Below are 13606 nucleotides of genomic sequence, written 5' to 3'. Positions count from 1 at the left end.
GGGTGCCGGTCGCGCAGGGTAGCATCGTGTGACGGGAGGGCAAACGTCGTGAACGACCTTATTGATACCACCGAGATGTACCTGAAGACCATCCTCGAGCTGGAAGAAGAGGGTGTGACACCGCTGCGCGCGCGCATCGCCGAGCGGCTGCACCAGAGTGGTCCCACCGTGAGCCAGACCGTGGCCCGGATGGAGCGCGACGGATTGCTCACGGTCGAGGGCGACCGGCACCTGCTCCTGACCGACGCCGGCCGCAAGTACGCGGTCTCGGTCATGCGCAAGCACCGCCTGGCCGAGCTGTTGCTGGTCAACGTCATCGGCATGCCCTACGAGCAGGCGCACGAGGAGGCCTGCCGGTGGGAGCACGTGATGAGCGACTCGGTGGAGAAAAAGGTCTACGAGCTGCTCAACCGGCCGACCCGCTCGCCGTATGGCAACCCGATCCCCGGTCTGGAAGAGCTCGGTAACGTGCCCGAGTCCCTCTCCGTCGCCGACGACGTCGAGCGCAACCTGGCCTTTCCCGGCCTCACCGGTCAGGTGACCGTGCGTCGCATCTGCGAGAGCGTGCAGACCGACGCCGAGGTGCTGCGGCAGCTGCACGCCGCGGGCGTCGACCCGGGCGTGACGGTGACGGTGGCGCAGGAGCGCGACGGCGTCACCATCGACCGCTCCGGCGACAAGATCCGCCTCCCCCGCGAGGTGGCGTCCCGAGTCTTCGTAGCCGCCCGCTAACGCCCCCAGCCACGGGCGCACGCCACACCCTCCCCCTCAGGGCCCTTGATCGCCGCGAACGCTAGGTACGTCGACGCCGTCGCCCGCCTGAACCAGTACTGGGCCGACGGGTCCTGACGCGTCGCCCAAACTCGGATGACGGCGCGGTCGGGATGCCGCTAGCGTTTCGGCGTGCTTCGTATCGTGCTTTCGCCACCCGCTCGCTGAGCGGGCGGCGTCTCCACTGACCCACACCGCCGGACCGATCCAGGTCCGGCGGTCGATGGTTGTCGCCCGCTTCCGCGGCCCTGTCAACCATCCACAGTGGAGTCTCATCGTGCCCGCACGTGGTCTTTTCTTCATTTCCGTCGCCGCGACGAGCTGGGGCACCGGTGCCGCCGCGGCGGTGTTCCTGTACCGCACCAGCGGTCTCGGTCCCGTCGCCGTCTCGTACTGGCGCTTCGTCATCGGCGGCGCCATCCTCGCCGCGCTGCTCGCCGTCCGCCGAGGACCTCGCCGCCTTCCGGAGCGGCGGCCGGTGCTCGTGCTCACCGGCATCGGGCTCGCGGTCTATCACACCGCCTTCTTCGGCGCGATCGCGTACGCCGGCCTCGCAGTCGGGACGATCGTGACGCTCGGCGCGGGTCCTATCCTCATCGCGATCGGCGGCCGCCTCACGACCGGTGAGCGCCTCGGGCGCGGTGGCACCGCCGCCGTCGTGCTGGGCCTGGTCGGGCTGGTGCTGCTCACCGGCGGCATGGGCGCGGTCGGACCGCGCCCTTGGCTCGGAATCGGGCTGGCGTTGGTGTCGGCCGTCGGGTACGCGGCGGTGACGCTCATGACCAGAGCCACCGGCACCGCCAGCGACCCGTACCGGACCGCGCTGGTCGGGTTCGTCATCGGTGGGCTGTGCCTGCTGCCATTGGCGCTCGCCGAGGGGGTGGTGCCGTCCGGCACCGGACTGGCGGAGTCGGTCGGCTGGCTGCTGTACCTGGGCGCGGTGCCGACGGCGCTCGCGTACGGGCTGTTCTTCGCCGGGCTGGCTGTGGTGCGAGCCACCACCGCCTCGGTCGTCGCCCTGCTCGAACCGGTCACGGCCGCCGCCATCGCCGTCTGCGCCTTCGGGGAGCGGCTCACCGTCACCGCGGTGGTCGGGGGTGCGCTCATGCTGGCGGCGGTAGCCGGCACCGCGAGGGCCAACGGCGGGTAGCCTCCAGCACGTGAGGGATCGTCTGCGGGAGCCGCATCCGTCGCGGCTCCCGCCGGACCACCCGCGCCGTCGCGAGATCATCGCCGCCCACGACCGTGCGCTGGCTGCGGACGAGGCCGGCTATCTGGATCCCCAGACGGGGCTGTTCGTGCTGACGGCCGCGTTCCTGACCCGGCGCGGCACCTGCTGCGGCCGCGGCTGCCGCCACTGCCCATACGCCGACGACGACGCGTAGGCCGCGGGGAGGGAGTCGGGGTCGGGCAGGTGACAGATGATGTTGGGGGTCTAGCGAGGCGGGTAGGGTCCGGCGCATGGCGAAGTTTGTGGTGGTCGGGGCCGGGATCGTGGGGCTGGCGACCGCACACCGGATCACTCTGGACCACCCGGACGCCCAGGTCACCGTGCTCGAAAAGGAGCACAGGGTCGCGGCGCACCAGACCGGGCACAACTCCGGGGTGATCCACGCCGGCGTGTACTACAAGCCGGGCAGCCTCAAGGCCAAGCTCTGCCGCGCGGGCAGCCAGTCGATGGTCGATTTTTGCACCGAGCACGGCATCCCGGTGCGGGTGTGCGGCAAGCTGATCGTGGCGACCGAGGAGTCCGAGCTGCCGCGCCTGCGGGCTCTGCACGAGCGCGCCACCGCGAACGGGCTGCCCGTGCGGCTGGTCGGCCCGGCCGAGGCCGCCGACTACGAGCCGCACGTGCGCTGCGTCGAGGCGATGCATGTGGCGTCGACCGGCATCGTCGACTTCACGGCGGTGTGCGCGACACTGGCCGCGCTGGTGGAGAAGGCGGGCGCGGAGATCCGGTTCGGCGCGCGGGTCACCGGCATCGTCAACCGCGGCGGCACCCAGGTCGTTCAGACCACCACCGGCGAGCTCGTCGCCGACGTCCTGGTCAACTGCGCCGGCCTGCACGCCGACCGGGTGGCGCGACTCGCCGGCATCGACCCGCCGGCCCGGATCGTCCCGTTCCGCGGAGAGTACTTCGAGCTGCGCCCCGACCGGCGTGCCCTGGTGCGCGGGCTGATCTATCCGGTGCCGGACCCGCAGTTTCCGTTTCTGGGCGTGCATCTGACGCGGATGATCGACGGCAGCGTCCACGCCGGCCCGAACGCGGTGCTCGCGCTCGCCCGGGAAGGGTACTCGTGGGGCAGGGTCAACCCGCGCGACGTCGCCGACTTCGCCGTCTACTCAGGACTGTGGCGGCTGGCTCGCAAGCACCTCCGGTACGGGCTCACCGAGGTGCGCCGCTCGCTGTCGCGCCAGCGGTTCGCGGAGAGCCTGGCTCGGCTGGTACCAGATGTGACCGCCGCGGACCTGGAGCCGAGCGCGGCCGGGGTGCGCGCGCAGGCCATCGCGCCCGACGGCGCGCTCGTCGACGACTTCCTCATCGTGGCTCGCGACCGGCAGGTGCACGTGTTGAACGCCCCGTCGCCGGCCGCGACCAGCTCGCTGGAGATCGCCAAGCACATCGTCGCTGAGCTGCCGGGCTTTCGCGTGCCGCGTTGAGCATCTAGGGTGTCCGCCGTGCGTATGGCTGCGCGTAGATTCGGCGCGGGGTTGCTGCTGGTGGCGGCCGCCGGGTGCGGCGACGAGGCGGAGGTGACCACCCCGCCGGCTCCGGCACCCGCTGTCGCGACGTTTCCGGCCGCCTCGGCGGGCGGCGTGTGCGGGCTGCTCGACTACGGCGCGATCGAAGAGGTGCTGGGCACCCGGTTCGACGTCGCGGCCGCCAGCGCGCACAAGGACACGGCCACCTGCGTGGTGCAGGCGAACGGCGCGCCGCACCCGGACCTGATGCTGTCGGTGACGGAGACCGCCGCGGATGCGGCGACGTTCACCTCGGAGATCGCACCGGACGGTGCGAAGACGGTCAAGGGGCTGGGCAAGGCCGCGTACCGGACGGCCCGGACAGCGGCCGGCAAGACCGGGCCAACCGCCGAGGTGGGGTGGCTGACCGGTGACAAGCGGCTGATCACCCTGCGGTACACGTGTGTGAGAGACGAGCCGAAGGCCACCGCCGAGGAGCTGTCGGTGAAGCTGGTCGAGCTGGCCAAGGCCGTCGAGCGCGCCGAGGCTTGATCCGTCTGTCAAGGGCAAACGCACGTGGCTTAGAGATCCAACCATGTGCGTTTGCCCTTGATCGACGGGATGACGGGCGGAGCTGGCGCCGACCTGCTAGCTGCAGCCGCTTGTCGAGCCGCAGCCCTCGCAGACGTAGCAGCTGCCGGCGGGGCGCATCTTGGTGCCGCAGGTGAAGCACAGCGGCGCGTCGGCCGCCTTGCCGATCACGGCCTCAAGAAGCTCGGTCGACGAACCCACGTTGGCCACCGGCTTGGCGGCCGCTGGTGCTTCGGTGGGCTCGGCAGCCGTGGACGACACGACCGGTGCCGACACCGGGGCGGACGCCGCCATGCCGGCCAGGTCGAGGCTGGCCTCCGCCTCGGCGGCGATCTGCGCGGCCCGCTCCTTGGCGGTGAAGATCCCCAGCTCGGCACGGCGCTCGTACGGCAGGAAGTCGAGCGCCAACCGCCGGAAGATGTAGTCCATCACCGAGGCGGCCATGCGGATGTCGGGGTCGTCGGTCATGCCCGCCGGCTCGAACCGCATGTTGGTGAACTTGCTGACGTACGTCTCCAGCGGCACGCCGTACTGAAGCCCTATCGAGATGGCCACCGAGAAGGCGTCCATCACGCCGGCCAGCGTGGAGCCCTGCTTCGACATCTTGAGGAAGACCTCTCCGAGGCCGTCGTCGGGGTACGACGAGGCGGTGAGGTAGCCCTCGGCACCGCCGACCGAGAAGGAGACCGTCTCGGAGGGGCGCTTCTTCGGCAGCCGCTTGCGCACCGGCCGATACTCGACGACCGGCTCGGGCGCGGCCGCGACCTCGACAGCGGCGGCCGGCTTCTTGGCGACCGACAGCGGCTGGCCGACCTTGCAGTTGTCGCGGTAGATGGCCAGCGCCTTGAGGCCGAGCTTCCAGCCTTCGAAGTAGATCTTCTGGACGTCTTCGACGGTGGCGGACTCGGGCATGTTGACGGTCTTGGAGATCGCGCCGGAGATGAACGGCTGCACCGCCGCCATCATCCGCACGTGTCCCATCGGCGCGATCGAGCGCTCGCCCATCGCGCAGTCGAAGACCGCGTAGTGCTCGGACTTGAGCCCCGGCGCGTCGACGACGTGGCCGTGCTCCGCGATGAACTCGACGATCGCCTCGACCTGCTCCTCCGGGTATCCGATGGAGCGCAGCGCCCGCGGCACGGTCTGGTTGACGATCTGCATCGAGCCGCCGCCGACCAGCTTCTTGAACTTGACCAGCGCCAGGTCGGGCTCGACACCGGTGGTGTCGCAGTCCATCATCAGGCCGATCGTGCCGGTCGGTGCCAGCACCGAGGCCTGCGAGTTGCGCCAGCCGTTCTTGTCGCCGATCTTGTTGCCCTGCTGCCACTGCTTGGTGGCCTCGCGGACGATGGCGGTGGCGACCGCGCCGGTCGGCTTGATGGCATCGTTGGCGGCGGCGTGCTTACGCATGACCCGCTTGTGCGGCTCGGCGTTGCGCGCGTACCCGTCGTACGCCCCGACAACGCCGGCAAGCTCGGCGGAGCGGCGGTAGGCGGTGCCGGTCATCAGCGAGGTGATCGCCGCGGCGACGGAGCGGCCGCCGTCCGAGTCGTACGGCAGGCCGGTGGCCATCAGCAGCGCGCCGAGGTTGGCGTAGCCGATGCCGAGCTGACGGTATGCCCGCGTGGTCTCGCCGATCTTCTGCGTCGGGAAGTCGGCGAAGCAGATCGAGATGTCCATCGCGGTGATGACGAACTCGACGGACCGGACGAACTTCTCCACCTCGAACCCGCCGTCGGCCCGCAGGAACTTCAGCAGGTTGAGCGAGGCCAGGTTGCAGGAGGAGTTGTCGAGGTGAAGGTACTCCGAGCAGGGGTTGGACGCGGTGATGCGGCCGGTCTCGGGGCAGGTGTGCCAGTCGTTGATGGTGTCGTCGTACTGCAGGCCCGGGTCGGCGCACTCCCACGCTGCCTGCGCGATGGCGTGGAACAGCTTCTCCGCCTCGATGGTCTCGACGACCGAACCGTCGAGCCGCGCCCGCAGGTCGAACGGGCCGTTCTGCTCGACGGCCCGCATGAACTCGTCGGAGACCCGCACCGAGTTGTTGGCGTTCTGGTACTGGACGCTGACGATGTCCTTACCGCCGAGGTCCATGTCGAAGCCCGCGTCGCGCAGGGCGCGGATCTTGTCTTCCTCGCGCGCCTTGGTGACCACGAACTCCTCGATGTCGGGGTGGTCGACGTCGAGGATGACCATCTTGGCCGCCCGGCGGGTGGCGCCACCGGACTTGATGGTGCCGGCGCTCGCATCGGCGCCGCGCATGAAGCTCACCGGGCCGGAGGCGGTGCCGCCGCTGGAGAGCAGCTCCTTCGAGGAGCGGATGCGCGACAGGTTGACCCCGGAGCCGGACCCGCCCTTGAAGATCAGGCCCTCTTCCTTGTACCACTCGAGGATCGAGTCCATCGAGTCGTCGACGGCGAGGATGAAACACGCGCTGACCTGCTGCGGCGACGCGGTGCCGACGTTGAACCACACCGGCGAGTTGAAGCTGAACACCTGGTGCATGAGCATCCAGGTCAGCTCGTGCTCGAACACCTCGGCGTCAGCGGAGCTGGCGAAGTAGCCGTGCTGCTCCCCCGCCGCCCGGTACGTCTTCACCACCCGGTCGATGAGCTGCCGCAGGGACCACTCCCGCTGCGGTGTGCCGACCGCACCGCGGAAGTACTTGGTCGTGACGATGTTGGCCGCGTTGACGCTCCAGAACTCCGGGAACTCCACGCCCTTCTGCTCGAAGTTGATCGAGCCGTCCCGCCAGTTCGTCATCACGACGTCGCGCCGCTCCCAGGCGACCTCGTCGTACGGGTGGACACCCTCGGTGGTCCACACGCGCTCGACCTTGAGCCCAACCGGCGACGCTCCGCGCGCGGTTGACCGCCCCTTGCCTGCTGTCACGCCTTCCCCCGACATCTCACATGCCCCCTCGAACCACAGCTAGATCAAAAACACGTACTAAGCGGATGTAGCGGACTCCTCCACCTGGCTGGCGTCGTCGCGCGACGCCCGTAGCGCGGAGATCTCACGCTCGAAATCGCTCAGTGACTCGAACGACCGGTAGACACTCGCGAAACGCAGGTAGGCCACCTCGTCGAGCTCGCGCAGCGGCCCCAGGATCGCCAGGCCCACGTCGTGGCTGGGGATCTCGGCCGCGCCGCGAGCCCGGACGGACTCCTCGACCTTCTGCGCGAGAAGCGCGAGCGCATCGTCGTCGACCGGGCGACCCTGGCACGCCTTGCGGACCCCACCCATGATCTTCGTCCGGCTGAACGGCTCGGTCACCCCGCTCCGCTTGACAACGGCGAGCACCGCCTCTTCGACGGTCGTGAACCGCTTGCCACATGCCGGACACGACCGGCGGCGGCGGATCAGCTGGCCGTCGTCGGCCTCACGCGAGTCGACGACCCGGGAGTCAGCGTGTCGGCAGTATGGGCACCGCATCGACACACCCCCCTTCCATGTCCACAGGCTAGGCCCACCCACCGACAGTTTCCGGGCACGCAAAACGAGCACCGCCGTCCTGTGCCTGTGGACAACGCTGCGCGTTACGTGTGGAAAACCTGTGGGTAGTTAAACCCAACCTGTGGAGGACTTACACCCCTGTAACTACTACATCTAGGGGTCGACGGTATGCCAGCGGAGGCGCCGGCGCAAGTTGACCGGCACATCCGACACAGGCGTGTCGAGGTGACTACCGGCGGTGCGGAAGGGCGAGCTCCTGGCCCGCGTAGACGTCGTAGCCGTCGAGGCGGTTGACGCGGCGGATGGTCTCCACGGCGGCGACCGGATCGCGATCCGGGAAGTACCGGCCGGCGATCGACCAAAGGGTGTCACCCTCCTGGACGACCATCGTGACGGTCGCCGCGGGCGGATCGGCCGCGCGGGAGGCGGTGGCGCCGAGCACGATGACGCCCGCCGAGAGCAGAAGGAACAAGGCGAAGAGCACGAGCCGACCTCGCCGGGTCAGCCGCAGCCTGGGCTTGACCTGCGTGTGTACCCCCACCGCGTGCATATCGACCCCCAAGATCGAACAGAAGTTCGATAGAACGGACGTACGATTGGTATCAGAACACGCGTGCGATGTCGAGCCCAGCGACGCGACACGCCGGGGTGAGGTCGTACAGATGTTTGAAACTAACCGATCTCAGCTATACCGTGAGGCAACCGCTGGAACCATGAGGCAATACCGAGGCAACGCGCCGGCGGGACATACCGACGAGAGGGAGGACGGACCCGTGGCGACCAACGACCGGAGCAGCCGGCAACCGCAGCAGCAGAAGGCCGCCAAGGCAGCGGCTCCGGCGCCCGCAGGCCGGCGGCGAAGTTCGGCGCGGTCGCGCACCGGTGAGCAGCCGCAGTTGCGCGCCGTCACGCCCGTGGTCAGCTCCTTCCCCGACCTCGTCAACGCCGACCTCACGGCCCGGCAACGCCGGATCCTCGAGTTCATCCGCGACTGGGTGGAGAGGTACGGGTACCCGCCCAGCGTCCGCGAGATCGGCGAGGCGGTGGGGCTGGTGTCCCCGTCGAGCGTCGCCTACCAGCTGAAGGAGCTGGAGCGTAAGGGCTTCCTGCGGCGCGACCCCAACAGGCCGCGCGCCGTCGACGTGCGGCCACCGAGCGACCTCATGGACGACGAGACGGCTCGGGCGCAGCGCCCCGCGCCGGCGTACGTGCCGATGCTGGGCCGGATCGCCGCCGGTGGCCCGATCCTCGCCGAGCAGGCTGTCGAAGACATCTTCCCGCTGCCGCGCGAGCTCGTCGGCGAGGGCGAGGTCTTCATGCTCCAAGTCAAGGGCGACTCGATGCTCGACGCGGCCATCTGCGACGGCGACTGGGTGGTCGTCCGGCAGCAGCCGACCGCCAACGCGGGTGACATCGTGGCCGCGATGATCGAGGGCGAGGCGACCGTGAAGACCTACCGCCGCCGCGACGGACATGTGTGGCTGATGCCGCAAAACCCGGCATTCGACCCGATCCCCGGCGACGACGCCACGATCCTGGGTCGCGTCGTAGCAGTGCTCCGCCGAGTCAAATAGATGGTCGCCACGGCTCCTAGCTGGACCCGAAGGCGACCCTAGTACGGGCGGCTTTCCGGATAGCCGTTCTGGCTCGGCGGGCCGCCGTAGACGTTCGGTCGGGGGGTGCCGTAAACGCCCCCCGAACCTCCGGAGCCACCGCCGGGTCGCGAGCCGTAAACCTGGCCCGCCGGCTGGTAGTCGTCGGCGGGCCGGTCCGGCCGGACGTTCTGCCGGTCGTAGTCGTCGTACCCGCTGCCCGCGTACGGCCGGTCGGCACCCACCGCGGACACCGCGCTGCTCGCCCCGGGCACCGGCTGCCGCCCCACGGTCGGATCAGGACCGCCCTTCTTCTTGCCCTTGGCGCCAGCCGGGCCGGCGGGCGGCCGGCCGCGGGCCCGCAGGATGCCGAAGACCCCGGCGCCCACGAGTAGCGCGCCGAGCACACCCACCGCGCCGATCATGTACGTGATGTCTTTCAGCGTCAGCTCGTCGATCCATGACCGGGAGTTGGCCGCATTGTCGGCGCCACCCACCGTGGCCGCGGTGGTCGCCTTGGGCGCAGCCGTGGACGGCGTGTACTGATACACGTTGTTGTCCACATCGGAGTCGAGCTCGCCCAGGTCGGAGACCGTGAGGAAGCTCTTGCCGTCCGCGCTGTATGCCAGCGCCTCACCGAACTGGTCGCTGACGAGCGCCGTCACCCGCGGCTCGCCGCTGGTGAGCGCCTTGACCACGTCACCGCCCGACACCTCGTACTCGAACGCGTCGGCGTAGGTGCGCAGCGCGACCTTGCTGCCGTCGGGCGAGCGGGCCGCGCCCGTGACCATCAGCCGCCCGATCGCGCCGAACGGGTTGTCGGTCGTGGTCTTCGGCAGCGTGACCTCGCCCACCTTGGTCATCGCGACCGGCGTCTCGTTGTTGGCCTTCATGGCACCCGCCGCAGGGCTGTAGAGGCCCGCCTTGCCACCGGTCTTCGTGATGATGATCGGGGTGCCGTCGCCGTTCATCAGCAGCGCCTCGGCGTCGTGCTTGCCGTCCGGGTAGCTGAGCCGGTGGAGGGTCGGCTTCTTGGAGCCGTCGATCGGCATGCTCCACAGCCCGACGTTCGACCGCCGCTCGGTGCTGTCGGGGTTGTCGCCGATGTCCGCGACCCACAGCGTCTTGCCGTCCGGCGACACCGCCAGGTCTTCGGTGTCACGCGGCCCGGCGCCGCTGTACTGCACGCTCTTCGTGACCGCGCACTTGCTGCCGAGGTAGAAGATGCGCTTGCGGCTGGCCTGCTCGCTGCTGTCGTTGATGACGATGTAGCCCTTGGAGGTCGCGATCAACCCGGACAGCTCGTCGAGCTTGCTGTCCGCGATGGTGCAGACCTTCTTACCGGCGGCCAACGCGGGAGTGGCCGAAGCCACCAAACTGAGTCCCACCAGGCCAAGGGCAGCCAGGCTGCACGCAACCACACGACGCATCCGTTCAGTGTCGCATGTCGACGCCTACCGCCGGGTAGCCGATTTGATCAGTCACCCGGCGTGAGCGTAGGGAGCCAACTCCGCCGCCAGCGCCTCGTCGACCCGCACGTGCAGCTCGGTGCCCGCGCCGGTGTGCTCGGTGCCGAGCACCTCGCCCCTGCGGTGCACCCGCGCGACCAGGTCACCCCGGTCGTACGGCACGGTGGCCCGCACCTCGACGGCCGGTCGCGGCAGGCGTCCCTCGATCGTGGCGCGCAGCTCGTCGATGCCGGTGCCCCGCCGGGCCGAGACGAAGACCGCCTCGGGCCAGGTGCGCTTCAGTCGCAGCAGCGTCTCTTCGTCGGCCGCGTCGATCTTGTTGACGACCAGGAGCTCGGGCAGCTTGTCGGCGCCGACCTCGGCCAGCACCTCCCGCACCGCCCGCACCTGCCCCTCGGGATCGGGGTCGGCGCCGTCGACCACGTGCACGACCAGGTCGGCGTCGGCCACCTCCTCCAGGGTCGAACGGAACGCCTCGACGATCTGGTGCGGCAGGTGCCGGACGAAACCGACCGTGTCGGCGAGCGTGTAGACCCGCCCGTCGCCGGTCTCCGCCCGCCGCGTGGTCGGGTCGAGGGTGGCGAAGAGCGCGTCTTCGACCAGTACGCCAGCGCCGGTCAGCCTGTTGAGCAGGCTGGACTTACCCGCGTTGGTGTATCCGGCGATCGCGACCGCGGGCACCAGGTTTTTCGCGCGGCCGGCGCGCATGGTCCGGCGCACCGTGCGCATGCCCTTGATCTCCCGGCGCAGCCGGGAGATGCGCATGCGGATGCGCCGCCGGTCGGTCTCGAGCTTGGTCTCACCGGGACCACGCAGGCCCACGCCGCCACCGGCGCCGCCGCCACGCCCGCTGCCGCCGGTCTGCCGCGACAGCGCCTCACCCCAACCGCGCAGGCGCGGCAGCAGGTATTCGAGCTGAGCCAGCTCGACCTGCGCCTTGCCCTCCTTGCTCTTGGCGTGCTGGGCGAAGATGTCGAGGATCAGCGCGGTGCGGTCGATCACCTTGACCTTGGTGCGCTGCTCCAGATTGCGCAGCTGGGACGGGGAGAGCTCGCCGTCGCAGATCACCGTGTCGGCGCCGGTCGACTCGACCACCGTGCCCAGCTCGTCGACCTTGCCCCGGCCGACGTAGGTGGCGGGGTCGGGACGCGAACGCCGCTGGATCAGCCCTTCGAGCACCTGAGAGCCGGCCGTCTCGGCGAGCGCGGCCAACTCGACGAGCGAGTTTTCCGCGTCGGTCATGGTGCCCTCGGTCCAGACGCCGACCAGCACGACCCGCTCCAGCCGCAGCTGGCGGTATTCGACCTCGGTGACATCGGTGAGTTCGGTCGAAAGCCCGGCGACCCGGCGCAGTGCGTGCCGATCTTCCAGCTCCAGCTCACCCGTCGTGGCGTCATCGCTGGATAGAACGAAGTCCGGCAAGCCTGTCTCCTGTCCGTTTGGTCTGGTCCGACCCGTCAATGGTGGCACGCCGGTCCCCGGATCGCACCTGCTTAACGGGCGCTGGTAACAATGAACAGCGTGCCGACAACCCGCCTGCCCAGCGCAGGTTTCTCCATCACCATCCGGGTCAGCGTCACCGCCGACGCCTCGTCGATCGGACGGCTGACCACCTGTGTCGGGGAGGCAGGCGCGATCGTCACCGCGCTCGACGTCGTCGACTCCGACCACGTCCGGGTCACCGTAGACCTCACCTGTGACACGGCCGACTCCGGCCACGCCGATCAGGTGGTAAAGGCGCTCGAGGTGCTGCCCGGCGTCACCGTGCACAAGGTCTCGGACCGCACGTTCCTGCTGCACCTCGGCGGCAAGATCGAAGTCACCCCGAAGGTCGCGCTCCGCAACCGCGACGAGCTGTCCCGGGCGTACACCCCCGGCGTGGCCCGGGTCTGCCTGGCCATCGCCGAAAACCCGGAAGACGCGCGCCGCCTCACCATCAAGCGCAACACGGTCGCCGTGGTGACCGACGGCACCGCCGTACTGGGCCTTGGCAACATCGGACCGGCCGCCTCGCTACCGGTCATGGAGGGCAAGGCTGCCCTGTTCAAGCGGTTCGGCGGGGTCGACGCGTGGCCGGTGGTGCTCGACACCCAGGACACCGACGAGATCGTGCGGATCGTGCAGGCGATCGCGCCCGCGTACGGCGGGATCAACCTGGAAGACATCGCGGCGCCGCGCTGCTTCGAGATCGAGGCACGGCTGCGCGAGCTGCTCGACATCCCGGTCTTCCACGACGACCAGCACGGCACCGCGATCTGCGTGCTGGCCGCGCTGACGAACGCGCTGCGCGTCGTGGGCAAGCGCCTCGAAGACGTGCGGGTGGTCGTCTCCGGAGCCGGCGCCGCCGGCACCGCGATCATGAAGCTGCTGTTGCGGCAGGGGGTCGGCGACATCATCGCGTACGACCGGAAGGGCGCCCTTCACCTCGGTATGCCGGACCTAACCCCGTCCTGGCGGTGGCTGGCCGAAAACACCAACAAGGAGGGGTACTCGGGCGACCTGCCCGGCGCGATGCGCGGCGCGGACGTGTTCATCGGCGTCAGCGCGCCCAACCTGCTCACCGGCGACGACATCGCCGCGATGGCGCCCGGCGCGATCGTGTTCGCCCTGGCCAACCCCGATCCCGAGGTCGACCCGCGGGAGGCCCGCAAGCACGCCGCGGTCGTGGCGACCGGCCGCTCCGACCAGCCGAACCAGATCAACAACGTGCTCGCGTTCCCCGGCGTCTTCCGGGGCATGCTGGACGCCCACGCGACCGAGTTCACCGAGGAGATGGCCCTCGCGGCAGCCCGCGCCATCGCCGACGTAGTGGGTGAGGAAAAGATCAACCCCACGGTTATCGTCCCCAGCGTCTTCGACCCCCGCGTCTCCCCAGCCGTAGCCACCGCGGTGGCCGCGACGGTGACAAGGTCCTAGACCCACCCGCACCCCAACCGCCGCACCCCAACCGCCGCCACCGGCGCGACCGCACCTCGCCGCCGCGCCGCGGCCGCCGCACCTCGCCGCCCGCCGCGACCGCCCGCCGCGACCGCGTCCCGCCGAGCG

Annotated in this window: 11 protein-coding genes and 1 pseudogene; 7 read left to right on the top strand and 5 right to left on the bottom strand. The window is 69.9% G+C overall.

Features of this window, described 5'->3' with window-relative positions:
* Positions 1-48 precede the first annotated feature (48 nt).
* The 5 genes from V6V89_RS30745 (at position 49) to V6V89_RS30725 (ending at position 4005) form a co-directional block, all read left to right on the top strand.
* Complete coding sequence (locus V6V89_RS30745) at positions 49-732, top strand: metal-dependent transcriptional regulator (protein WP_334623005.1); 684 nt, start codon at positions 49-51, stop codon at positions 730-732.
* 316 nt (positions 733-1048) lie between these two features.
* Entirely contained in the window at positions 1049-1921 is an 873-nt protein-coding gene (locus tag V6V89_RS30740) for a DMT family transporter (protein ID WP_334623003.1), read from the top strand.
* A gap of 10 nt (positions 1922-1931) precedes the next feature.
* On the top strand, positions 1932-2156 hold the full coding sequence (locus V6V89_RS30735) for a DUF5522 domain-containing protein (protein ID WP_334623001.1): 225 nt from the start codon (positions 1932-1934) through the stop codon (positions 2154-2156).
* 76 nt (positions 2157-2232) lie between these two features.
* Positions 2233-3432 carry an L-2-hydroxyglutarate oxidase gene (gene lhgO / locus V6V89_RS30730; protein ID WP_334623000.1) on the top strand — a complete coding sequence of 400 codons (1200 nt, stop codon included), beginning with the start codon at positions 2233-2235 and terminating at the stop codon, positions 3430-3432.
* Between the two features lie 24 nt (positions 3433-3456).
* Positions 3457-4005: a hypothetical protein gene (locus tag V6V89_RS30725; RefSeq protein ID WP_334622999.1), complete on the top strand. Its 549-nt coding sequence runs from the start codon at positions 3457-3459 to the stop codon at positions 4003-4005.
* Between the two features lie 96 nt (positions 4006-4101).
* On the opposite strand, the gene V6V89_RS30720 is transcribed toward V6V89_RS30725, so the two are convergent.
* The 3 genes from V6V89_RS30720 to V6V89_RS30710 all read right to left on the bottom strand — a co-directional run bounded on the left by V6V89_RS30720 (position 4102) and on the right by V6V89_RS30710 (position 8041).
* Complete coding sequence (locus tag V6V89_RS30720; RefSeq protein WP_334622998.1) at positions 4102-6951, bottom strand: vitamin B12-dependent ribonucleotide reductase; 2850 nt, start codon at positions 6949-6951, stop codon at positions 4102-4104.
* Positions 6952-6993: 42 nt separating this feature from the next.
* Positions 6994-7479: a transcriptional regulator NrdR gene (gene nrdR, locus V6V89_RS30715; RefSeq protein ID WP_334622997.1), complete on the bottom strand. Its 486-nt coding sequence runs from the start codon at positions 7477-7479 to the stop codon at positions 6994-6996.
* 250 nt (positions 7480-7729) lie between these two features.
* A complete protein-coding gene (locus V6V89_RS30710) occupies positions 7730-8041 on the bottom strand; it encodes a LysM peptidoglycan-binding domain-containing protein (RefSeq protein ID WP_334622996.1) in 312 nt (103 codons plus the stop codon).
* Positions 8042-8273: 232 nt separating this feature from the next.
* On the opposite strand from V6V89_RS30710, the gene lexA reads away from it, so the two are divergent.
* Complete coding sequence (lexA, locus tag V6V89_RS30705) at positions 8274-9074, top strand: transcriptional repressor LexA (RefSeq protein ID WP_334622995.1); 801 nt, start codon at positions 8274-8276, stop codon at positions 9072-9074.
* A 38-nt stretch (positions 9075-9112) separates the two neighbouring features.
* Here lexA and V6V89_RS30700 read toward each other — a convergent pair whose 3' ends face one another.
* Together V6V89_RS30700 and hflX are read right to left on the bottom strand one after the other, a co-directional pair.
* Positions 9113-10480, bottom strand: a complete 1368-nt coding sequence (locus V6V89_RS30700) for a hypothetical protein (protein WP_334622993.1) — start codon at positions 10478-10480, stop codon at positions 9113-9115.
* A gap of 93 nt (positions 10481-10573) precedes the next feature.
* Positions 10574-11983: a GTPase HflX gene (gene hflX, locus V6V89_RS30695; protein ID WP_334622992.1), complete on the bottom strand. Its 1410-nt coding sequence runs from the start codon at positions 11981-11983 to the stop codon at positions 10574-10576.
* A 90-nt stretch (positions 11984-12073) separates the two neighbouring features.
* On the opposite strand from hflX, the pseudogene V6V89_RS30690 reads away from it, so the two are divergent.
* A pseudogene (locus V6V89_RS30690) lies at positions 12074-13606 on the top strand (NAD-dependent malic enzyme); the annotation flags it as partial.

Source organism: Micromonospora sp. CPCC 206061 (assembly GCF_036906915.1).
Classification (GTDB): Bacteria; Actinomycetota; Actinomycetes; order Mycobacteriales; family Micromonosporaceae; genus Phytohabitans.
The sequence above is the reverse complement of the archived record's forward strand: the minus strand, read 5'-3'. Positions and strand labels throughout refer to the sequence as shown.

Excerpts from the sequence above, each read along its gene's own strand:
- lhgO (WP_334623000.1), top strand. The coding sequence starts at position 2,233 with ATGGCGAAGTTTGTGGTGGTCGGGGCCGGGATCGTGGGGCTGGCGACC.
- V6V89_RS30720 (WP_334622998.1), bottom strand. The coding sequence starts at position 6,951 with ATGTCGGGGGAAGGCGTGACAGCAGGCAAGGGGCGGTCAACCGCGCGC.
- nrdR (WP_334622997.1), bottom strand. The coding sequence starts at position 7,479 with ATGCGGTGCCCATACTGCCGACACGCTGACTCCCGGGTCGTCGACTCG.
- V6V89_RS30725 (WP_334622999.1), top strand. The coding sequence starts at position 3,457 with ATGGCTGCGCGTAGATTCGGCGCGGGGTTGCTGCTGGTGGCGGCCGCC.